The 19,558-nt window shown below is 66.9% G+C and carries 21 protein-coding genes and 2 tRNA genes; 12 read left to right on the top strand and 11 right to left on the bottom strand.

What is annotated here, in order from left to right; all coding sequences use genetic code 11:
• The first annotated feature begins 376 nt into the window (after nucleotides 1-376).
• Nucleotides 377-2,002: a citramalate synthase gene (gene cimA / locus AC069H_RS07145; RefSeq protein ID WP_478231654.1), complete on the top strand. Its 1,626-nt coding sequence runs from the start codon at nucleotides 377-379 to the stop codon at nucleotides 2,000-2,002.
• 19 nt (nucleotides 2,003-2,021) lie between these two features.
• The gene (locus tag AC069H_RS07140) at nucleotides 2,022-2,792 is read left to right on the top strand and encodes a fumarylacetoacetate hydrolase family protein (RefSeq protein WP_478231653.1); all 771 of its coding nucleotides are present in this window, start codon (nucleotides 2,022-2,024) and stop codon (nucleotides 2,790-2,792) included.
• 72 nt (nucleotides 2,793-2,864) lie between these two features.
• Here AC069H_RS07140 and AC069H_RS07135 read toward each other — a convergent pair whose 3' ends face one another.
• Nucleotides 2,865-4,103: an FAD-dependent oxidoreductase gene (locus tag AC069H_RS07135; protein ID WP_478225851.1), complete on the bottom strand. Its 1,239-nt coding sequence runs from the start codon at nucleotides 4,101-4,103 to the stop codon at nucleotides 2,865-2,867.
• A gap of 531 nt (nucleotides 4,104-4,634) precedes the next feature.
• Between AC069H_RS07135 and AC069H_RS07130 the strand changes: the two genes are divergently transcribed.
• The 5 genes from AC069H_RS07130 to AC069H_RS07110 all read left to right on the top strand — a co-directional run bounded on the left by AC069H_RS07130 (nucleotide 4,635) and on the right by AC069H_RS07110 (nucleotide 7,305).
• Complete coding sequence (locus AC069H_RS07130) at nucleotides 4,635-5,369, top strand: HAD family hydrolase (RefSeq protein ID WP_478225863.1); 735 nt, start codon at nucleotides 4,635-4,637, stop codon at nucleotides 5,367-5,369.
• 51 nt (nucleotides 5,370-5,420) lie between these two features.
• Nucleotides 5,421-5,492, top strand: a tRNA-Gln gene (locus tag AC069H_RS07125).
• 132 nt (nucleotides 5,493-5,624) lie between these two features.
• Nucleotides 5,625-5,697 (top strand) — tRNA-Glu (locus AC069H_RS07120).
• A gap of 1,162 nt (nucleotides 5,698-6,859) precedes the next feature.
• A complete protein-coding gene (locus tag AC069H_RS07115; protein ID WP_125690215.1) occupies nucleotides 6,860-7,066 on the top strand; it encodes a heavy-metal-associated domain-containing protein in 207 nt (68 codons plus the stop codon).
• Between the two features lie 5 nt (nucleotides 7,067-7,071).
• Nucleotides 7,072-7,305 carry a CDGSH iron-sulfur domain-containing protein gene (locus tag AC069H_RS07110; protein ID WP_478231652.1) on the top strand — a complete coding sequence of 78 codons (234 nt, stop codon included), beginning with the start codon at nucleotides 7,072-7,074 and terminating at the stop codon, nucleotides 7,303-7,305.
• Nucleotides 7,306-7,356: 51 nt separating this feature from the next.
• Here AC069H_RS07110 and AC069H_RS07105 read toward each other — a convergent pair whose 3' ends face one another.
• Nucleotides 7,357-7,638, bottom strand: coding sequence for a metal-sensitive transcriptional regulator (locus AC069H_RS07105; protein WP_478225848.1), 282 nt, complete (start codon nucleotides 7,636-7,638; stop codon nucleotides 7,357-7,359).
• Nucleotides 7,639-7,823: 185 nt separating this feature from the next.
• Here AC069H_RS07105 and AC069H_RS07100 point away from each other — a divergent pair, with 185 nt between their 5' ends.
• Genes AC069H_RS07100 through AC069H_RS07085 form a run of 4 tightly spaced genes read left to right on the top strand, consistent with a single transcriptional unit; the run spans nucleotide 7,824 to nucleotide 11,652 of the window.
• Nucleotides 7,824-8,105: a metal-sensitive transcriptional regulator gene (locus tag AC069H_RS07100; RefSeq protein WP_478225847.1), complete on the top strand. Its 282-nt coding sequence runs from the start codon at nucleotides 7,824-7,826 to the stop codon at nucleotides 8,103-8,105.
• 30 nt (nucleotides 8,106-8,135) lie between these two features.
• Nucleotides 8,136-8,348: a heavy-metal-associated domain-containing protein gene (locus AC069H_RS07095; protein ID WP_478231651.1), complete on the top strand. Its 213-nt coding sequence runs from the start codon at nucleotides 8,136-8,138 to the stop codon at nucleotides 8,346-8,348.
• 49 nt (nucleotides 8,349-8,397) lie between these two features.
• Entirely contained in the window at nucleotides 8,398-9,369 is a 972-nt protein-coding gene (locus AC069H_RS07090; RefSeq protein ID WP_478231650.1) for a hypothetical protein, read from the top strand.
• Between the two features lie 27 nt (nucleotides 9,370-9,396).
• Nucleotides 9,397-11,652 (top strand): heavy metal translocating P-type ATPase, encoded by a 2,256-nt coding sequence (locus tag AC069H_RS07085; protein ID WP_478231649.1) that lies wholly within the window; start codon nucleotides 9,397-9,399, stop codon nucleotides 11,650-11,652.
• Between the two features lie 82 nt (nucleotides 11,653-11,734).
• Here the strand turns inward: AC069H_RS07085 and AC069H_RS07080 are convergent, their stop codons facing one another.
• From AC069H_RS07080 to AC069H_RS07065, 4 genes are all read right to left on the bottom strand, one after another.
• Nucleotides 11,735-12,142 carry a four-helix bundle copper-binding protein gene (locus AC069H_RS07080; RefSeq protein WP_478225843.1) on the bottom strand — a complete coding sequence of 136 codons (408 nt, stop codon included), beginning with the start codon at nucleotides 12,140-12,142 and terminating at the stop codon, nucleotides 11,735-11,737.
• Between the two features lie 82 nt (nucleotides 12,143-12,224).
• Nucleotides 12,225-13,022 carry an alpha/beta fold hydrolase gene (locus AC069H_RS07075; RefSeq protein ID WP_478231648.1) on the bottom strand — a complete coding sequence of 266 codons (798 nt, stop codon included), beginning with the start codon at nucleotides 13,020-13,022 and terminating at the stop codon, nucleotides 12,225-12,227.
• Between the two features lie 10 nt (nucleotides 13,023-13,032).
• Nucleotides 13,033-13,569 (bottom strand): DUF4396 domain-containing protein, encoded by a 537-nt coding sequence (locus AC069H_RS07070; protein ID WP_478225841.1) that lies wholly within the window; start codon nucleotides 13,567-13,569, stop codon nucleotides 13,033-13,035.
• Nucleotides 13,559-14,116, bottom strand: a complete 558-nt coding sequence (locus tag AC069H_RS07065; RefSeq protein ID WP_478231647.1) for a carboxymuconolactone decarboxylase family protein — start codon at nucleotides 14,114-14,116, stop codon at nucleotides 13,559-13,561. Before AC069H_RS07065 ends, AC069H_RS07070 begins: the two co-directional genes overlap by 11 nt.
• Before the next feature lie 298 nt (nucleotides 14,117-14,414).
• Between AC069H_RS07065 and AC069H_RS07060 the strand changes: the two genes are divergently transcribed.
• Nucleotides 14,415-15,851, top strand: a complete 1,437-nt coding sequence (locus AC069H_RS07060; RefSeq protein WP_478231646.1) for an MFS transporter — start codon at nucleotides 14,415-14,417, stop codon at nucleotides 15,849-15,851.
• A 408-nt stretch (nucleotides 15,852-16,259) separates the two neighbouring features.
• Here AC069H_RS07060 and AC069H_RS07055 read toward each other — a convergent pair whose 3' ends face one another.
• From AC069H_RS07055 to AC069H_RS07035, 5 genes are all read right to left on the bottom strand, one after another.
• Nucleotides 16,260-17,195, bottom strand: a complete 936-nt coding sequence (locus AC069H_RS07055) for a M56 family metallopeptidase (protein ID WP_478225838.1) — start codon at nucleotides 17,193-17,195, stop codon at nucleotides 16,260-16,262.
• Nucleotides 17,192-17,554 (bottom strand): BlaI/MecI/CopY family transcriptional regulator, encoded by a 363-nt coding sequence (locus AC069H_RS07050; protein WP_478225837.1) that lies wholly within the window; start codon nucleotides 17,552-17,554, stop codon nucleotides 17,192-17,194. Before AC069H_RS07050 ends, AC069H_RS07055 begins: the two co-directional genes overlap by 4 nt.
• 37 nt (nucleotides 17,555-17,591) lie before the next feature.
• Nucleotides 17,592-18,578, bottom strand: coding sequence for a C40 family peptidase (locus tag AC069H_RS07045; protein ID WP_478231645.1), 987 nt, complete (start codon nucleotides 18,576-18,578; stop codon nucleotides 17,592-17,594).
• Nucleotides 18,579-18,807: 229 nt separating this feature from the next.
• Nucleotides 18,808-19,143 carry a hypothetical protein gene (locus AC069H_RS07040; protein WP_478231644.1) on the bottom strand — a complete coding sequence of 112 codons (336 nt, stop codon included), beginning with the start codon at nucleotides 19,141-19,143 and terminating at the stop codon, nucleotides 18,808-18,810.
• 266 nt (nucleotides 19,144-19,409) lie between these two features.
• Nucleotides 19,410-19,538 (bottom strand): DUF305 domain-containing protein, encoded by a 129-nt coding sequence (locus AC069H_RS07035; protein WP_478231643.1) that lies wholly within the window; start codon nucleotides 19,536-19,538, stop codon nucleotides 19,410-19,412.
• Nucleotides 19,539-19,558 lie beyond the last annotated feature (20 nt).

The raw sequence follows: 19,558 nt of genomic DNA, 5'->3' as shown, positions 1-19,558 counted from the left end.
TTTTTTTAGGGGCGTGCTTCCGGGTGGGTGTTCGTTGCGGGTGGGGGGGGGGGGGGGGTGGTTTTTTTTTTTTCCCCCCCCCCCCCCCCCCCCCCACGACCCCGGGCGGCATCCAGTCACGCGAGGCACGCCTTCGCGCTGACCGGGCGGGTGACCTGCGTGCCGGCTCCATCCCAGCACGCGGGAAGTTCCGCCCGGCTTGTGGACACCCGCCGGGGCGTGTGCCATGATGCGTCCGTGACCTCCTGCACCATCATTATCGCCGAGCGCGCCGGATAACAGCTCCACAAGAGCCCCCGGCGCGCAACCTCTCGCACCCATGCGGGAGGTTTTTTTGTTGCCTGAACACGTTTTGCCACCACCATGAGGAGTCCCCGTGACCCGCAAGGAGCCCGCCGATACGCCACTCGGCGACGCCTTCCACCTGTACGACACGACCTTGCGCGACGGTGCGCAGCGCGAGGGGATCTCCTACTCCGTCACGGACAAGCTGGCGGTGGCGAGGCTGCTCGACGATCTCGGGGTCGGGTTCATCGAAGGCGGATGGCCGGGGGCGCTGCCCAAGGACACGGAATTCTTCGCCCGAGCCGCTTCGGGCGAACTGAAACTGCGCCACGCCGCGCTCGTCGCGTTCGGCGCGACGCGGAAGGCGGGCGCCAAGGCCGAGCAGGACCAGCAGGTGCGGGCCCTGCTCGATTCCCAGGCGCCGGTGGTCACCCTGGTGGCCAAATCGGATCTGCGGCACATCGAACGCGCGCTGCGGGTCGATGTCGACGAAGCGTGCGAGATGGTGCGGGACACCGTCGCGTTCCTCGTCGGCGAAGGACGTCGCGTCTTCCTTGACACGGAACACTTTTTCGACGGCTACGCGTTCTCCCCGGACACCGCGCTGAAGGTGCTCGACGCGGGAGTGAACGCGGGCGCCGACGTCGCCGTGCTGTGCGACACCAACGGCGGACAGCTGCCGCTCGGCCTCGCGGAAACCGTCCGCGAGGTCAAGGAAAGGACCGGATTCCGGCTCGGAATCCATTGTCAGGACGACACTTCCTGCGCGGTGGCGAACTCCGTCGCCGCCGTGCAGGCCGGCGTGACGCACGTCCAGTGCACCGCCAACGGTTACGGCGAGCGGGCGGGTAACGCCGATCTGTTCGCCGTGACGGGAAATCTGGTGACCAAGCTCGGCATGGAGGTCCTCCCGACCGGAGGCGCCGCCGAGCTCACCCGGGTCTCCCATGCCCTTGCCGAAATCGCGAACCTCGCCCCCTACACCCACCAGGCTTACGTAGGGGCGTCGGCCTTCGCCCACAAGGCGGGACTGCACGCGAGCGCGATCAAGGTGGATCCGTTGCTGTACAACCACATCGATCCAGCTTCGGTCGGCAATGGCATGCGGGTACTGGTCACCGAGATGGCCGGCAGGGCCAGCCTGGAGCTCAAGGGACGTGAGCTCGGGGTCGACCTTGCCGGCCAGCCCGAGGCGCTGACGAGCGCCGTCCGGAAGGTGAAGCGCCTCGAGTCCGAAGGCTGGTCCTTCGAGGCCGCGGACGCTTCACTGGAACTGCTGCTGCGGCGGGAGGTCGACGGCCCGCAGAGCGATGTCCTCGACGAACCGCCGTTCGAACTCGAGTCGTACCGGGTCGTGCTGGACCACCGGTCCGACGGCGAGGTCGTGTCCGAGGCGACGGTGAAGGTCCACGTCGCCGGGCAGCGCGTGATCGCCACCGCCGAGGGCAACGGCCCCGTGCACGCCCTCGACGCCGCCCTGCGCGAGGCGCTCAGCCCGCATCTGTCCTGGTTGGACAGTGTGGAGCTGGCCGACTACAAGGTGCGGATCCTGCCCGGGCACCCGGGCACCGACGCCGTCACGCGCGTGCTCGTCGAGACCAGCGACGGCGAGCGGGAATGGACCACCGTCGGCGTGCACGGCAACATCGTCGAAGCGAGCTGGCTGGCGTTGTGCGACGCGCTCGTGCACAAGTCCCTCAGGGAGGGCCCGGCGTGAGGAGTCGTACAGTGGGGGAGTGCGTCTAGCCCGAATTGCTCATCCCGGTGGTGTCGCGTTCGCTTCGATCGAAGGGGACGGCGACGACGCCCAGGTACTGGAAATCGCCGAGCACCCCTTCGGCAACCCCAACTTCACCGGCAAGCGCTGGCCGCTCGCCGACGTCCGGCTGCTCGCGCCGATCCTGCCGTCGAAGGTGATCGCGGTCGGCCGGAACTACGCCAAGCACGCGGCCGAGTTCGGCAACGAGGTCCCGCAGGACCCGATGCTGTTCATCAAGCCGTCGACCACGGTGATCGGCCCGAACGCGCCCATCCGCCGTCCGCGCGGTGTCGGCCGCGTCGACTTCGAGGGCGAACTGGCGATCGTCATCGGCCAGCCGGTCAAGAACGTGCCCGCCGCCCGCGCGGCGAGCGCGATCCTCGGCTACACCGTGGCGAACGACGTCAGCGCACGTGACCTGCAGAAGTCCGACGGCCAGTGGGGCAGGGCGAAGGGGTTCGACACCTTCTGCCCGCTGGGCCCGTGGATCGAGACCTCGCTCGACGCGGCCGACCTCGCGCTCAAGTCCGAGGTGGACGGTGTTCTCAAGCAGGACGGCCGGACCTCGGACCTGGTGCACAAGATCCCCGAGCTGGTCGAGTTCGTGTCCGGCGTGATGACCCTGCTGCCCGGCGACGTCATCCTGACCGGTACGCCCGAGGGGGTCGGCCCGATCGAGGACGGCCAGTCGGTCTCGATCACCATCGAAGGCATCGGCACGCTGACCAACCCGGTGCAGGACGTCTGACCTCAAGTGCCATGAAAGGTCCTTTCCTTGCAAAATTTGCAAGGAAAGGACCTTTCATGGCGTTCGGGGCACTCAGCCGCCGGCCGGCTCCATCGCCCGCCGCGCGAAGGCCGGGGCGTGCTCGGGCCGCAGCCCCAGGCCCAGCAACCGGGCCGGGACGTAGGACAGCACGGGGAACCGGCCGAACAGCTTCACCATCACCTCGGGCGGACCGTTGCGCCTGCCCTCCATGACCGGCTTCATGACGTTCTTGTGCAGCATCCGCTGCAGCCCCTGCACCAGCATCGTCGGTGCGAGACGGCGCTTGCGGACCTTCGCCAGATCCGCCACCGACGGCCTGCCCCGGCGCAGCGGCTCGGCGAGCAGGGTGGCGGCCGCGACCGCGTCCTGCACCGCGAGGTTGATGCCGACCCCGCCGACCGGCGACATCGCGTGCGCCGCGTCACCGATGCACAGCAGCCCGTCGACATGCCACTTCCGCAGCAGGTTCATCTTGACGTCGAGGAACTTGACGTCGTCGGTCGTCTTCAGCTCGTCGACCCGGTCGGCCAGGTCGGGAAGGATCGCGGCCACGTTCTCCCGGAACGCCTCGATGCCGTTTTCGCGGAGATCCTGGCCCTTGGGGCTGAGATAGGCGATCTGGAAGTAGCCCTTGCGCGGCAGCGGCACGGCGAAGCGGCGATCCCGCATCTTCGGGGTCAGCATGCCCTCGTGTTCGCCTTCCCGCCGCGAGATCCGGAACCACCACGCGTCGAACGGGATGGCGTAGTCCTTCGTCATCAGCCCGGCCTCACGGCGGGCCAGCGACCAGCGCCCGTCGGCGGCGATCACCAGGTCGGCGCGTAATTCGCCGGTCTTCCCGTCGGCGTCGCGGTAGCGGACCCCGCTCACCCGGCCGTGTTCGAAGATCAGCCCGGTCATCTCCGTGCTCTGCCGCAGCGTGAACGTGGGCTCCTTCGCGCCGGCGTCGGCGAGAAGGTCCAGGAAATCCCACTGCGGGACCATCGCGATGTACGGGTGCGCCACCTTCAGCCGGGTCAGGTCGGCGAGGCGCATCATCGTGCCGTCCTCGGCCGGGAAGCCGGCGTAGGAGATCTCGCTGTGCGGCAGGCTGAGGAATTTCTCCCCGAGGCCCAGCTCGTCGAGCAACGTCAATGTCGACGGGTGCACGGTGTCGCCGCGGAAGTCCCTCAGGAAGTCCTCGTGCTTCTCCAGCACCGTGACCTCGACCCCAGCCCTGGCCAGCAGCAATCCGGCGACCATGCCCGCGGGGCCACCGCCGACGACCACGCAGTTCGTGCGTTCGCTCATCCGTCCCACCCCTTCGAAACCCTTATTCATCACTTGTTGAATAAGCTCAGCATGCACCTGCTCGACCGGCGCGTCAAGCGCCATCCGGGCGGATACGCCGTTCGGGCTATGACCCGGGTCTCACCGGTCCGGGTGTCCGGGCGACTGTCCAAAAAGGACGCGAGGTGTGGCGGGAATGTCCCGGAAGGACGACGATCGCGGAAATGCCCTTGTGGACGGTCCGTGACTTGAATCCGGTTAAGGATTCCGTTGTCGTCACAGGGTGTGCGCGTCGCGAATCGAGGAGTCCGTATTTCACCCGGCCGCCCGCCTTAGCCGTTGTCCGGTAACTAAAACACGTCTTCTCACCAACTGGGAGTAGAGTGCCCGCGCCGGAACAGACCAGCCTTAATCACCTCATCGGCAGAGTCGCGATCGCGCTGAGTGCCCTAGCCTCACTTGGTGGATTTCGCTCTCGTGCCCCGGACCCCGTCACGAACCACGCCGGACGCTCCGGATGGGGCGCCGTGGGAGCCGCCGGAGTTGCGGTTGGTGTGTCTCGACATCGATGACACGCTGATCGACTGCACGGCGGCGATCCGGCTCAGCCTGAGCGCGCTCACCGGTCAGAACGACCTTTGGCCGCTGTGGGATCTCATCACCGAAGAGCATGTCGCGCTGGTGGTGGCGGGCGAAATCGATTACGCGATCATGCATCACAAGCGTACTGAATGTTTCCTGGCCGAGATCGGCATTCTGGCCGACGAAGACCAGGTCAAGGGCTTCGAAAGACGGCGTCGTGAAATTCTCACGCGTTCGTGGCAATTGTTCGGAGATGTCCTCCCGTGCCTGGAATGGCTGAGAGCCGCGGGTGTCCTCGTCGCGGCCGTCACGAACGCCTCCGGCGCGCATCAGCGCAAGAAGATCGCCGACCTCGGACTCGCCCGGTTCTTCGACCACGTGGCCATCGCCGGTGAACTCGGAGTAGCCAAACCGGACCCGGCGATGTTCCACTCGGTCTGCCTCGGCCTCGGCTGTGACCCCGCCCAGGCGGTCCACGTCGGCGACAAGCTCGACACCGACGCCATCGGCGCACGCGACGCCGGCCTGGGTGCCGTCTGGCTCGACCGGGACGGCATCGCCGAGCGCGCCCCGGCGGGTGTGCACACCATCTCCGGCCTCGACGAGCTGCCTGAGCTGCTCGTTTCCGAGTTCGCGAAGCTCGGCGTCCCCGCTCAGCGCGCTACGGAGACCCCCGCTTTCACGGTGCGGAACGGCGTGCTCTAGTATTCCTTCTCGTGCGGCACCGAGCCGGTCAAGATCGGAACGGTACCTCACTGGGGTATGGTGTAATTGGCAGCACGACTGGTTCTGGTCCAGTTAGTCTAGGTTCGAGTCCTGGTACCCCAGCTGGAGAACTCTCCGGAGTGAAACACAGAGTGACCCCCCCGCGAAGGGCGGGAAACCCGGTCTGGTAAGTTTCTCCACAGCAACACAGCAGGTGAACAACTGAAAGTCTCCTTCTGAAGGAGAAAGTTCCTAGCCCCCGTCGTCTAGCGGCCTAGGACGCCGGCCTCTCACGCCGGTAGCGTGGGTTCGAATCCCATCGGGGGTACGTACAGCTTCCACCCAAGAAGTCTCGACCGAACTGGTCGGGACTTCTTGCATTTCGGTGGAAGTCATCGCGTCGCTGATCCTTTCTGCGGCTACAGCCGTTACCGGTACCTGATCGACCGGCAGTTTGATGGTAATGGTCACCTTGTCGCCCACGCCATGCACCTTGACGGTCAGCTGGGTGATCTCGAAGAGGCTGCGGAGCAGCGCCTGAGGTGCCTTGGCCAAGTTGAGCCGGAGATGCGGAAGCGCTTCGAGGAAGGTCAGGTCTGACGACGTAGCCTTCGCCGGTTGCTTCCTGTCTTCCGCGTCGAGTTGGGCGATCGCCGCCAGCGCGGTGGTCTTGTCTTCCTCCAGCTTGTTGTAGTTCTGGCGAAGTGCCTAGGTGAAGGGGTCGTCTTGGGCTTGCCGCAGAACAGAGTCCTGCCACCGGGCTACCTCTGTTAGTTGGCGTTGGAGGCGTTCCCGCTCGGCTTGACGCTCTTCGGCGGCGCTGTCGTCCACTGTGGCCAGGTCGGCTTCGATGATGCTTCGCCGAGCGAGGCTGAAGAGGCGGTCGGCGTAGAAAGCCGAAACGGCCTCTGTCGCCGCGGTTGTTCTTGCCCGGCCGGCACAGGTATCAGACGAGCTGTTGTGTTTCGCGTCACCGGCCATGCGTGAGGGCGCCAGCAGAACGGCGTGCAGGATGAGCTGCGCCGCCCGCCGCGACGACGCCTCGGCAGCGATCGGCCACGGCGAGACCGGCCGAACCGGTCAAGCCGCCGATGAGTAAGGCTATCCCGGCATTCGGAACCGTGTCATCGCCGAGAACCTGAGCCGCCATGCCCAGGGTTGCGGCTGCGACGGCCAGTGCGACACCACGGGCGGCATGCACCGCCGAGGGAAGTTCAGTGGCCGAGGTCGTGGTTCCGCCGTGCGCAGCAGATTTCTTCGTCGGACACGGTCCGGCATGCGTCCCTGTTCGTGGGAAATGACCGGAGAACCTGTGGGGTCGAGACGTTGCTCGTCGCCGCCGCGCAGCTCGCGAGGCCGATCCTTGTTGTGGGACAAGGGCAACAGCTTCTTTACATACCCTACGGGGGTAATGTTAGTGTGGCGGCGTGGCGGCGTGGCGGCGAAGGGATCGCCGCGAAACGAGTTGTCGAACCGAAGGGTGAGAGCTGATGGACACCACCGTGTACACGGTCAAGGGCATGACCTGCTCGGGCTGCATGAACAAGGTGACGACCGCGGTGAACGGCGTCGCCGGGGTCAGCGAGGTGGACGCGGATATCGCGACCGGCGAAGTGACCGTCGTGAGCGAGGGGCCGGTCGACGCGCAGTTGGTGCGATCCGCGGTCAAAGAGGCCGGCTACGAGGTGGTCGGCTGAAGGTGATGGCCGAGGAGGACGGAGCTGGGCCGGCTGTCGTCATCAAGGTCGTGAACAACGGGCCGTATCAGGTGAAAGGGCCCGTCCGGCTCGTCGACCACGACGGCGAGGAATACGAACTGGCCGGCCGCACCCAATTGCTGTGCAGGTGCGGGCATTCGGCGAAAAAGCCGTTCTGCGACGGCGCCCATGTCCGGACCGGGTTCACCGCGACCGGGGCAGTCGTTGAGGCGGAATAGAAGCGGGCGGGTGACGTGAGAGTCACCCGCCCGCTTTTCGTGATGCAGACGTCAGGAGCGCACGAGGCGTGCTATCGCTTCGGAGGCTTCCCGGATCTTCCTGTCCGCCTCGGGGCCGCCTTTCGCGGCGGCTTCGACGACGCAGCCTGCCATGTGTCGCTCGAGGAGTTCCAGGGAGAACGACTGTAAGGCGCGGGTCGCCGCGGAGACCTGGGTCAGGACGTCGATGCAGTACTTGTCCTCTTCGACCATCTTCTGCAGGCCCCGGATCTGCCCCTCAACGCGTCGTAGGCGTTTGAGCTGCCTCTCCTTGTCGGCGCCGTGATCGACCACGCTCACTCCTCGAGTCGGGATTCCGCGTACGTCTCAATCATGCCCGGTCGGGAGTCGCACGCGCAGGCGGGTTTCGAGGCTTCGTGGAGTGGCTGTGGTCAAAAACGGGGTGGCATACGTCACGGGGGTATGCCGGTTGCCCTACCCCCCTAGGGTATGTAATGTTGCCGCCAGGAGGACGAGAGATGCACGGATACACGCAAGGCAAAGACGAATACGTGACCCGGTTGCGGCGGATCGAGGGTCAGATCCGGGGCCTGCAACGGATGGTCGAAGAGGACAAGTACTGCATCGACATCCTGACGCAGGTGTCGGCGGCCACGAAGGCGTTGCAGTCGGTGTCGCTGGGGTTGATGGACGAACACCTCAGGCACTGCGTGTCCGACGCCATCGCCAAGGGCGGCGACGAGGCCGACGAAAAGATCAAGGAAGCGAGCGACGTGATCGCCCGCCTGGTCCGTTCCTGAGACCGCGCACCGAATCGGAGGAGAACCACGATGAGTGAAACCACAAGCGTCTACACCGTCATCGGCATGACCTGCGACCACTGTGTCCGTTCCGTCACCGAAGAGATCGGCAAGATCGACGGCGTCACCGGCGTCCGGGTGGATCTGCCCACCGGCGCGGTGACCGTGACCAGCTCCCAGGAACCCGAGGTCGCGGATGTGCGTGCGGCCGTCGAAGAAGCCGGATACGAGCTGACCGCCTGATTCGCGGTTCGCTCCCGATCGCGGGCACGGCCCGCACAAGGGATTCGAGATGAACACAGTTGCGAAGCTCTCCGCCTACGGTGTGGCGCTTGCCCTGGTCGCCGGTGGCGCCTGGGCCGCAGGCACCGCTGTCGGTCCTTTCGCCGGCGCTGCCGGCCTTCCCGGCGGCGAGGACGCCGGGCATGGGGACGCTCACAGCGGCACCGTCGCGGAGGCGGCGCCGACCGACGAGCCCGGCGGGCTCGCGTCGTCCAGGGGCGGCTACACCCTCACGCCCACCACCACGACGCTCACCGCGGGCACGACCCAGCCCTTCTCCTTCAAGATTCTCGGCCCGGACGGCAAACCGGTCACCGCTTACGGCGTCGAGCACGAAAAGCGGATGCACCTCATCGTGGTCCGCCGCGACACGGCCGGTTTCCAGCACGTGCATCCCGAACTCGCGCCCGACGGCGTATGGAGTGTCCCGCTGGCCTTGCCCCAGGCGGGCAGCTACCGCGTCTTCGCGGATTTCAAGCCGACGGGCGGCTCGGCTTCGACACTGGGTGTGGACGTCGCCGTGGCGGGAGATTTCAAACCCGCTGAGTATCAGCCGTCGAGCGTCGCGGACGTCGACGGTTACCAGGTCCGTCTGGACGGCGAGCTGGCGCCGGGCAAGTCGTCGAAGGTGACCTTGACGGTGACCAAGGACGGCCGCGAGGTGACCGATCTGCAGCCGTACCTGGGCGCTTACGGGCACCTGGTGGCGCTGCGCGGCGGCGACCTGGCCTACCTGCACGTCCACCCGGACGGCGAACCCGGTGACGGCCGAACGAAGCCCGGTCCCACGGTGACCTTCTTCGCCGAAGTCCCGTCGAACGGCACTTACCGGCTGTTCCTCGACTTCCAGCACCAGGGCAAGGTCCGCACCGCCGAGTTCACCGTCGCCACCACGGGCACACCCGCCCCGGCCCCGGCTCCCTCGGCAACCCAGAACCCAACCCCACCCCCGGCCGATGACGGCCACGGCGGACACGGCTGACGCGAGCGTCGAAAAGGAGTGAACACGATGACATCCGACGTGGCCCAGACGCGGACAACCGAAGTCGAACTCGCGATCACCGGGATGACCTGCGCGTCCTGCGCAATGCGCATCGAGAAAAAGCTGAACAAGCTCGACGGCGTCACCGCGACCGTCAACTACGCCACCGAGAAAGCCAAAGTCACCTTCCCGGTCGACGTCGAGCCGCAGAAGTTGATCGAGCAGGTGGAGGCGGCCGGATACTCGGCCGCCGTGCCCGCCCCGGAGAAGCCGACCGGCTCGGATGAGCCTCGTGAGGAAGCCGATCCGATCGCCCCGTTGCGGCAGCGGCTGATCGGTTCCGCGGTGCTGTCGGTGCCGGTGATCCTGCTGGCGATGGTCCCGGCGTTCCAGTTCACCTACTGGCAGTGGATTTCGCTGACGCTCGCCGCGCCGGTGCTGGTGTGGGCGGCGTGGCCGTTCCACAAGGCGGCGTGGGCGAACCTGCGCCACGGTGCGGCGACCATGGACACGCTGATCTCGATGGGCACGCTGGCGGCGTTCCTGTGGTCGTTGTACGCGCTGCTGTTCGGCAGCGCGGGAACGCCGGGGATGACGCACGCTTTCGAGCTGACCGTGGAGCGGATGGCCGGGGACGGCAACATCTATCTCGAGGTCGCCGCCGGGGTGACGACGTTCATCCTCGCCGGACGGTACTTCGAGGCGCGGTCCAAGCGACGGGCCGGAGCGGCACTGCGAGCCCTGCTGGAGCTCGGGGCGAAGGATGTCGCCGTTCTCCGGAACGGCAAGGAAGAGCGAATCCCGGTCGATCAGTTGGCTGTCGGAGATCTGTTCGTCGTGCGGCCGGGAGAGAAGATCGCCACCGACGGCGTGATCACCGAGGGTGGTTCCGCGGTGGACGCGAGCATGCTGACCGGGGAAAGCGTGCCAGTGGAAGTCGCGCCGGGTGACGCGGTGGTCGGCGCGACGGTCAACGCGGGCGGGCGGCTCGTCGTCCGTGCGACGCGGGTCGGCGCCGACACGCAGCTGGCACAGATGGCCAAACTGGTGGAGGACGCGCAGACCGGAAAGGCACAGGTCCAGCGGCTGGCGGATCGCGTGTCGGCGGTCTTCGTGCCGATCGTGATCGCGCTCGCCGTCGGCACCCTGGCCTTCTGGCTCGGGGCGGGTGGCACGGCGTCGGCCGCGTTCACCGCCGCGGTCGCCGTGCTGATCATCGCCTGCCCGTGCGCACTGGGCCTGGCCACCCCGACCGCGTTGCTGGTCGGCACCGGCCGCGGCGCGCAGCTCGGGATCCTGATCAAGGGTCCGGAAGTGCTGGAGTCCACCCGCGCGGTCGACACGGTCGTGCTGGACAAGACCGGCACGGTCACCACCGGACGGATGGCGCTCGTCGAGGTCCACGTCGCAGACGGCGTCGACGCCGACGAGGCGTTGAGGCTCGCGGGTGCGCTGGAGAACGCTTCCGAACACCCGATCGCGCAGGCCATCGTGGCCGGTGCGCGGGACCGGGTCGGCGAGCTCCCGGCCGTGGAGGACTTCACGAACGTCGAAGGCCTTGGTGTGCAAGGGATCGTCGACGGCAAGGCGGTGCTGGCCGGACGCAGCTCGCTGCTGGAGGACTGGGCGCATCACCTGCCGGAGGGTCTCGCCGAGGCGAAGGCCACCGAAGAGAAGGCGGGCAAGACCGCGATCGTCGTCGGCTGGGACGGCGCGGCCCGCGCGGTCCTGGTGGTGGCGGACACCGTGAAGCCGACCTCGGCCGAGGCGATCACGCAGCTGCGGGCGCTCGGGCTGACCCCGGTCCTGCTGACCGGGGACAACGAGGCTGTGGCCCGCGCGGTGGCGGCGGAGGTGGGGATCACCGAGGTGATCGCGGAGGTCTTGCCCAAGGACAAGGTCGACGTGGTCAAGCGGCTCCAGGCCGAGGGCAAGGTGGTCGCGATGGCGGGTGACGGCGTCAACGACGCGGCCGCGCTGGCGCAGGCCGACCTCGGGCTGGCCATGGGCACCGGTACGGATGTCGCGATCGAGGCGTCGGATCTCACCCTCGTCCGTGGTGACCTGCGGGCGGCAGTGGACGCGATCCGGCTTTCCCGGCGGACGCTGCGCACCATCAAGGGAAACCTGTTCTGGGCCTTCGCCTACAACGTCGCGGCGCTGCCACTGGCCGCGGCGGGCCTGCTCAACCCGATGATCGCCGGCGCCGCGATGGCGTTCAGCTCGGTCTTCGTGGTCACGAACAGCCTGCGGCTCAAGGGATTCCGCAGCACGGCGAGCTGACCCTCGTTCGACACGGGGCGCTCGTGCGGCACTTCCGGTGCCGCGCGAGCGCCTTTCTGTCGGTCCTCGGCCGTGAGCGTGATCAGCTCAGGGTGCTGATCAGTTCACGGCAGGCCTGTTCGCAGCGACGGCACGCTTCGGCGCATACGCGGCAGTGTTCGTGCATGCTCGCGTGTCCCTGGCACTCGTCACCGCACGCCTTGCATGCGGCGGCACACCCCTCGAGGATTGCCCGTGTCAGGTTCGCGTCGTAGCCCGTGTGCCGGGACAAGACCCGTCCTGTGGTCGCGCAGATGTCCGCGCAATCGAGATTGGTGCGCACGCACTTGACCAACTCGGCGACGCTCTTTTCGCTGAGACATGCGTCCGCGCACGCCGTACAGGTTTGGGCGCACTCGAAGCACGCTTCTATGCACCTGGTCAGCGCCTCACGATTCACCTTGCCCAGATCCGCCGGGTAGGTGCGGAGCATCTCGGCTGCCTGCGTCATGACGATTCCTTTCCTCGCGAAACATGTAGCAGCCTTCGGGTACCCGAGATGGCGGGTATGAACCGATGAACCACCATGTCACCTAGTAGAGGTGGTGCTCGGCAAGGAAACGGCGAATCGTGGGAGCGAACGCGTCGGCGAGGGCTTCGGCGGTGCTCAGCGTGTCGGACAGGGAAGCGGGCGCGAGACGGCCGTTGGGCAGGACGCGGGCGGCGTTCTCTGCCAGCTCGGTCGGATGCCGTTCGTCCATGCCGGGGAAGACCAAGGTGGGTGTCGTGATCGCGGCGAGTTCGTCGACGGAGCGGAACGAGCGGTCGTGGCCGATGGCGGCCGCGGCGGCGATGCTCGCGGGGTCGGAGCGCGGGATGGCGTCACGTACGAGCGCGCCGATGACGGGAGCGAGCTCGGGCAGGACCGGTGCCCAGGCCGCTTCGATGCCGTCGGTCCGGACACGTTCGGCGAAGGCGTCCATGAACGCGATCTCGGCTTGCTTCGCTTCGTCGTCTTCGATGTCTTCGACGCTGATCAGGATGGCGGCGCGGACGCGGTCGCGATGTTCGAGGCAGGTGCGCTGGGTGATGGTGGCCCCGAGGCCGGTTCCACCGACGACGGCGCGCTGGAAACCGAGGTGATCGAGTAGCGCGGCGACATCGTCGGAGTACTGGGTCCAGGTGTGCCGGGCCGGGTCGGTGCAGACCGATCGGCCGTAGCCGCGCACATCAGGGAGGATGATCGTGTGCCGGTCCGCCAGCCGCTCGGCCAGCGGGATGAGGCTGTGATGATCAGGGCCACCCCCGTGCAGAAGCACAAGGGGTGGCCCAGAACCGAGGGAGACCGCGTAGAGCGGCCGGCCGTCGCCGCCGTGATACGCGATCTCCATTGTGGACACCTTAGTGGTGGTAGGCGTGCACCACCGCGTGTCCGGAACCGCGGCCGATGAGCCACTTGTTCACCGGTGTCGTGAGCAGGAAGGCGACGAGCAGCGCGAAGGCGAGCGCGCCCCAGAACAGCCAGCTGGCGAGCCCGGCCTCCATCGCGCCGGGGACGACGAGCATCACCCCGTTGTCGATGATCTCCATGACGAGGATCGAGACGGTGTCCGCGGCGAGGGCGACCTTGAGGGCCTGCTTGAAGCCGACACCTGCGCGCAGCACGCCGCGCATGGTCAGCGCGTAGCCGAAGACGAACGCCAGTGCGACGGCGAGCACGATGGTGGCGACGTTGCCCCAGCCCAGCGCGGTGCCGATCACCATGCCGAGCACCTCACCGATGGCGCAGCCGGTGAGGCAGTGCAGGGTGGCCGACGCCGCCATGCCCCAGGAGACCTTCCCCGGTCGGTGGTGTTCGTGGCCCCCGTTGCCCGCATGGCCCCCGTGGTCGCCGTGGTGCTGGTGTTCGTGGTGTGAGTGGTCGTGCTCAACCGACATGGTCGTGTTTCTCCTTTGTGGACTGCTCGGCAGGTGTGGGTTCGAGTCCTGCGACGAGATTGAACGAACCGGTCAGCAGGTTGAGCGACACCAGTCCCACCGTGTCGGCGATGAGTCGATCGCTCCAGCCGTGTTCCCGCAACTCGGCGATGTCTTCATCATCGAGCGAAGACGGTTCGGCGAGGACCCGCACGGCATACGCGATCAGCGCGGCTTCGCGCCGGTCAGTGGAGGTGCCCTGCCGGGCCAGTGCGATGTCGTTGTCGCTGAGTCCGGCGGCCCGCGCGGCCCGTGTGTGCGCCTGCAAGCACAGCGCGCAACCGATCCACTCCTGTAGGGCGAGCGAGATCTTTTCGCCGAGTGCCCGGGGAAGCTTGACCCGCTTCATGGCCCGCGAGAAGTCGAGGTACCCCTGAAGGAGCGCGGGGGAGTGTGCCATCGCGGACACCATCGGACCTACCGAGCCACGCCGTTCGACGATTTCGTCGAGCAGCTCGGCGGACTTCGCTGGCGCGTCGCTCGGGTCTAGCGACTGAAGACGCTGCACGGCTCCTCCTCATGCTGTCGGCCGGCCACGGGAACTTTATACCCGTAGGGGGTACCTGTCCAGTGTCGATGGTTCGATGTTGACCAAGAGTGCGGATCGCCCTGGTGATCTTCTGGTGAAGTCTTCGATGTTCTACGTGACGACTCTTTGTCGCGCAACGGGTTTTGCCATGTAGGCAGCATCTGTGACGATTGCGACGCCAATACCCCCTAAGGGTACTTGCGCGGCGTCATGAACCGGTCTACGTTCATGTCCGCAATACCCCCTAGGGGTAATTAACCTCGAAAGGACGGTCGTCATGGCGGAGACATCCCCGGACCCACGGCGGTGGTGGGCGCTGGGACTCATCGCGTTGGCCCAGTTCATGGTCATCATGGACACCTCGATCATCGGCGTCGCTCTACCCGCTATGCAGCAGGACCTCGGGTTCTCGCCGGGGGACCTGTCGTGGGTGTTCAACGCCTACGTCATCGCGCTCGCCGGGTTGCTGCTGCTCGGTGGACGTCTCTCGGACCTGTTCGGTGCGCGGAAGATGTTCACCGCGGGCTGGGTCGTCACCCTCGGTGGTTCGGTGGTCGCGGCGGTCGCGGGCACCGCGTGGGTGGAACTCCTCGGCAGGGTGCTGCAGGGCGCGGGTGCGGCGTTGATCGCCCCGTCCGCGCTGACGCTCCTGATGATGCTGTTCGGCGCGCGTCCTCGTGAGCTGACCAAGGCGCTCGCGCTCTACGGCGCGGCCGCGCCCGCCGGTGGTACCGCGGGGGTGTTCCTCGGCGGTGTGATCACCGAGTGGCTGTCGTGGCCGTGGATTTTCTGGCTCTACGTCCCGATTTCGCTGGTCGCGATCGTGGCGACGGGCAGGCTGATGCCGTCCGCGCCCGCACGGCGTGGTTCGGTCGACCTCGCCGGTGCGATCGCGGCGACCGCGGGCCTCGGGCTGACCGTGTTCGGCGTCGTCCGGGCGCCGGAGGCGGGCTGGGACTCGGCGGGCACGTGGGGTGCGCTGGTGGGTGGCGTCGCGCTGCTCGCGGTGTTCGTGCTCATCCAGCGCGGGCGGGAGGTTCCGTTGGTGCGGCTGGGGATCTTCCGGACGCCGAATCTCGGCGGCGCGAACCTCGCGCAGTTCCTGCTCGGCGCGGCGTGGATCCCGATGTGGTACTTCCTGAACCTGTACCTGCAGCAGGTCCTGGGTTACGGGGCCTTCGCCAGCGGTGCCGCGCTGCTGCCGATGACCGTGCTGATCGTCGTGCTGATGGTCGCGGTCGCGCCGAAGCTGATCGGCCGCTTCGGGCCGAAGAAGATGATCATCGGTGGTCTGTGGGCGCTCGCCGCGGGGCTGGTGTGGCTGTCGTTCGTCAGCCCGACGGGCAATTTCGTGGTCGACGTCCTGCCCGCTTCGCTGGTCGCGGCTCTCGGTCAGGCGCTGGCGTTCATCCCGTCGCTGGGCACCGCGATCTCCAGCGCGAAGCCGGAGGAAGGCGGACTGGCGTCGGGGATCGTGAACACCTCGTACCAGATCGGCTCGGCGCTCGGTCTCGCCGCGATGACCGCGGTCGGCGTGTCGTTCGGCGCGGGACGGATCGGTGACCCGGTCGCGCTGACCGGCGGCTACTCGGCGGCGTTCCTCGGGGCCGCGGGCATCGCGGTCGCCGGTGGCTTCCTGGCCATGGCCACCCTGCGCTTCCCCCGGAGCGCGCCGAGCGAAGTCGCCGGAGGTGACCCGGCGGTCGTGCGATGACCGGCTGTACCACCGCGTGGAGGGCGAGACCGTTCGAGGTCAGCCCTCCACGCGGCGTTTCACCTCGTCTTGCGATACGTTCGAAGGCGGTCAAAGGAAGGATGACGGTGTCAGACGGAGACAGCGGCGGAAGGTGGAGCCGCTGTCGGTGGCGACCACCAGTTCAGATCCCGGGCACGTGCTCATCACCGTGTCCGGTGACCTCGGCCAGGCACTTGACCCGGTGCCGAGCAGCGTGGTCGTCGATCTGAACGCGGTGGACTTCTGTGATTCCACCGGCCTGTCGACCCCTGGTCGGTTTCAACAATCGTTGTGTCGCCGACCGCGTCGCCCTTCAATTCCTGCCCTCAGCGACGATCCGCCGATTGTTGCTGCGTACTGGGCTATCGGACCTGTTGCCGATCGCTGTTAGCAGAGGGCCAGGCTGAACGCCCCCATGAGGGCGACGGCGACGACTGCGGGGGCGGTCAAGCAGGCGACACCGCCGATGACGCTGGTCATACCGGACCGCAAGGGCAGCCGTTGACGGTCCTCGAGCCGGCTGAGCCGGATCGAGGTGTCACCGCCCGACATCGCGAGCGCTTTCCTCGGCCCGCCAGTGGCCCCGATGGTGAGCAACGCCGACCGCACTGGCCCGGCTCCACATTCCGCGGCCGCCGTCCGGTCGGCGGCCAATTCGACGAACAGGCTGATCGCTTTCGGCAGTTCGCGCATGAGCGGGACGAAGCGCAGCGTCCTGCCCAGCACGTCGGCGCAGCCGGTGAGCAGGTGGTGACGGCCACGGACGTGAGCGTTCTCGTGGGCGAGCACCGCTCGCAGCTCGGCGGGGGTGAGCCGGGTTCGCAATCCGTCGCTCGCGACGATCATGGCCCGGCGTCCGCCCAGGCTGTAGGCGATCGGATGCTCGTGAGGTAGCCACAAGGTCCGGACGCGATCCGATGACCGGGATCCGGACAGCCGCAATGCGTCGAGATGGCGCTCATGCAGCTGGTTGCGGCGCCGTCGACGCCTGATCGAGGACAAGAGCAGCTGGAAGAGCGCGAACGTCAGCAGGACTCCGGCCGTACCGCCGACCACCAGGTCGAGGGACGGTATCCCGTCGTGACTGATCGTGGACAGACAGACGTCGATCAAGCGCGTGATCTGATCCGCGGGGCCATGACCGGGCAGAGCGAGAAGGAGCACACCGCCGACCGTGCCTGCCAGCAGACCGATCGCGGTCATGAGCCACCAGGTGATCGCCGCCGCCGGGCTGCCCTGCGGCGTCCCGAACCTCGCCAGGACCGGTGGGGACCACCAGCCGACGATCAGGACGCCGAGGAGAAGCGCGGCGGCGGGGATCACCGCTTTCGCTGCTTTCGGCGTAAGGCGCGGCGCAGGATGTCCGACTCTTCCTCGGAGACCGACTGTGCGAAATGCAGCAGCACTGATTCCGGGTCGCTCGCCGAGTCGAGCACGTCACGAAGAGCCTGAGCGGTGGCTTCCTCACGAGAAGTGATCGCTCGGTAGCGGTACGCGCGACCTTCCATCTCGCGAACGACCCATTCCTTGCGGTACAGGTTGTCCAGCACGGTCATGACCGTGGTGTACGCCAGTTCGCGCTCCTTGGCGATCTCCACGAGAACCTCGCGGACCAGCATGGGTTCGGAACCGCGCCACAGCACATCCATCACCGTGGCTTCGAGCTCGCCCAACCGACGCATGACACCTCCTGGCAGGGAGGATACCCTTCTGTCGCGGTCAACCGACTATGCGCCTCGCGCCCATCAGGTGCCCGTCACCCTTCATGGACCGGACGTCGACAAGCTGTCCTTCGGTCGGCGCGTCGACCATTTTCCCGCTGCCCACGAACATGCCGACGTGGTGGATCGCACCGGGATTGCCGGTCCCGTCGTCATAGAACAGCAGGTCGCCAGGCTGCAACTGGTCGAGCGAGACCGGTTTTCCGGCCGTGTACTGCTGACGGCTGGTGCGGGGAATGGAGACGCCCGCCTGGCGGTAGGCCCAGGAAGTCAAGCCGGAGCAGTCGAACTCGGCGGGGCCGGTGGCACCCCATTGGTATTGCGAGCCCCTTTTGGACAGTGCGGCTTGCAGCGCGTCGTTCGCCGCTCCGGGCGGACCTAGATAAGAACCACTGTCCTGGACCTTGCCCAGTTTGGCCTTGTCCTGCGCCGGAAGTGCTCCCAGCGCCTGACGAACCTGCTTGATCTGCCGGTCGAGGTCGTTCTTCCGGTTGGTGACCTGGTCCACCGCCCACTGCGCGGCCGCTGTCGCCTCGCTCGCGCGTTTCTGGGCTTCTGCCGCCTGTGCTCGACCTTTGGCAGCCTGATCGAGTACGGTCCTCAGCCCGGCGAGCGCGTCCGCCTTCTGCCCGGACAAGAGAGAGATGGCCGCGGACTTCTGCAGGAACTCCGTCCGGCTGTTGCTGTCGAGCAACGCCGCGAGCTGATTGACCGAAGACGCTCCCTGGAAATTCGCGGCGACGAGTTTGTCGACCTCGCCCCGGAACTTCGTGATAGAGCCCTCCGCGTCCGCCAATTCCTTGTTGGCGGCCGCGAGATCGGCGTCGGCCCTGGCACTCGTGGCTTTCCGTGCGGCCAGGTCATCTTGAGCGGCGGAGAAATCCTCTTCGGCCTTAGCGGCGTCAGCGCCGAGGCGCTGGTAGCGAGACATCGGATCCTGTGCCTCGGCGGGTGGCGGCGCCGGCTGCGCACTCGCGGGGATCACGCTCAATCCAAGCGGGAGAACAACGGCGGTAGTCAAGACGCGCAGTGAAGCCGTCCGGCGTCGGTGCGGTGTCACGGGTGCGGGATCTCCTGTCGTGTTTTCGAGCGTGGTCACGGACCGCCCCGAAGGCCCGCGGGTCACCGTAAGGTAACGAGCCACCCTTGTCCACTATTTCACTTAGTACTAGGCGGGTGGCATAGAGTAGCGAGAAGTCAGAATGTGATGGCCACTACGGCTTACGTCGGTACAGGCTCACCAGGGTCTCTTCATGGGAGTCTTCGACGAGCTGAGAACGGTGCACGCGACGCAGTCCGGCCATCTCGGCGATCAGGTCGAGCTCATCGGCGATGTGGATGTGCGCGCCGTGTCGTGGCTCGATTCGCGCTGGTGGCGTCGCTGGGCGCACTTCCACGAGAACGACGCCGTCCGGCGTGACGTGTTCGGCGGCCTTGCGCGGCAAGCGAATCTGAGAGCGCAGACTTTCCCGGCCGGTCAAGGCTTCCGAGCTCGGCAGGATCGAGTCGAAGTAGGTTCCGGCGGGCAAGGTGATGTCGAGATCGTCCACAGTGGCCGCGACGGTCAGCGGAAATCCCGCATCCGCGAGAGCTGCCTTCATGTCCTCGTCTGCCACGCCGATGTGCAGGACGCGAGGCTCCTGTGTCCATGAGTGCAGGAGTTGCACGAGGTGGCTTCGGGTCGGTGTGACGATCCGGAGCGCATGACGCGACATCGATCACCTGTCGTCCGAGTCGGAAGAGATCTACGGCAAGTAGTACTAGGCATAATAGTATCTACTGGCGAGGGATCCCGTCGAGACCCGGCGGCGATGAATCAGCCCTGCGGGAGCAGCCCCTGCATCTCGCGGATCTCGGCCTCTTGGGCGTCGATGATCTTCTGGGCGAGAGCCTTGGCGTCGGGGTTGGAACCCATTGTCGACGTCGTGAGGTGGTGCATCGCCACGAGGCAAAGGCGAGCACGCC

Source organism: Amycolatopsis sp. NPDC043887 (genome assembly GCF_056435665.1).
Note: the sequence above shows the minus strand (reverse complement) of the source record. Positions and strands in the feature narration are given on the sequence as shown.

Bases quoted from the DNA above. Each gene is read 5' to 3' on its own strand.
- AC069H_RS07075 (WP_478231648.1), bottom strand. From the start codon at position 13,022: ATGGAGATCGCGTATCACGGCGGCGACGGCCGGCCGCTCTACGCGGTC.
- AC069H_RS07085 (WP_478231649.1), top strand. From the start codon at position 9,397: ATGACATCCGACGTGGCCCAGACGCGGACAACCGAAGTCGAACTCGCG.
- AC069H_RS07070 (WP_478225841.1), bottom strand. From the start codon at position 13,569: ATGTCGGTTGAGCACGACCACTCACACCACGAACACCAGCACCACGGC.
- AC069H_RS07050 (WP_478225837.1), bottom strand. From the start codon at position 17,554: ATGCGTCGGTTGGGCGAGCTCGAAGCCACGGTGATGGATGTGCTGTGG.
- AC069H_RS07095 (WP_478231651.1), top strand. From the start codon at position 8,136: ATGAGTGAAACCACAAGCGTCTACACCGTCATCGGCATGACCTGCGAC.
- AC069H_RS07135 (WP_478225851.1), bottom strand. From the start codon at position 4,103: ATGAGCGAACGCACGAACTGCGTGGTCGTCGGCGGTGGCCCCGCGGGC.
- AC069H_RS07115 (WP_125690215.1), top strand. From the start codon at position 6,860: ATGGACACCACCGTGTACACGGTCAAGGGCATGACCTGCTCGGGCTGC.
- AC069H_RS07100 (WP_478225847.1), top strand. From the start codon at position 7,824: ATGCACGGATACACGCAAGGCAAAGACGAATACGTGACCCGGTTGCGG.
- AC069H_RS07090 (WP_478231650.1), top strand. From the start codon at position 8,398: ATGAACACAGTTGCGAAGCTCTCCGCCTACGGTGTGGCGCTTGCCCTG.
- AC069H_RS07110 (WP_478231652.1), top strand. From the start codon at position 7,072: ATGGCCGAGGAGGACGGAGCTGGGCCGGCTGTCGTCATCAAGGTCGTG.
- AC069H_RS07080 (WP_478225843.1), bottom strand. From the start codon at position 12,142: ATGACGCAGGCAGCCGAGATGCTCCGCACCTACCCGGCGGATCTGGGC.
- AC069H_RS07060 (WP_478231646.1), top strand. From the start codon at position 14,415: ATGGCGGAGACATCCCCGGACCCACGGCGGTGGTGGGCGCTGGGACTC.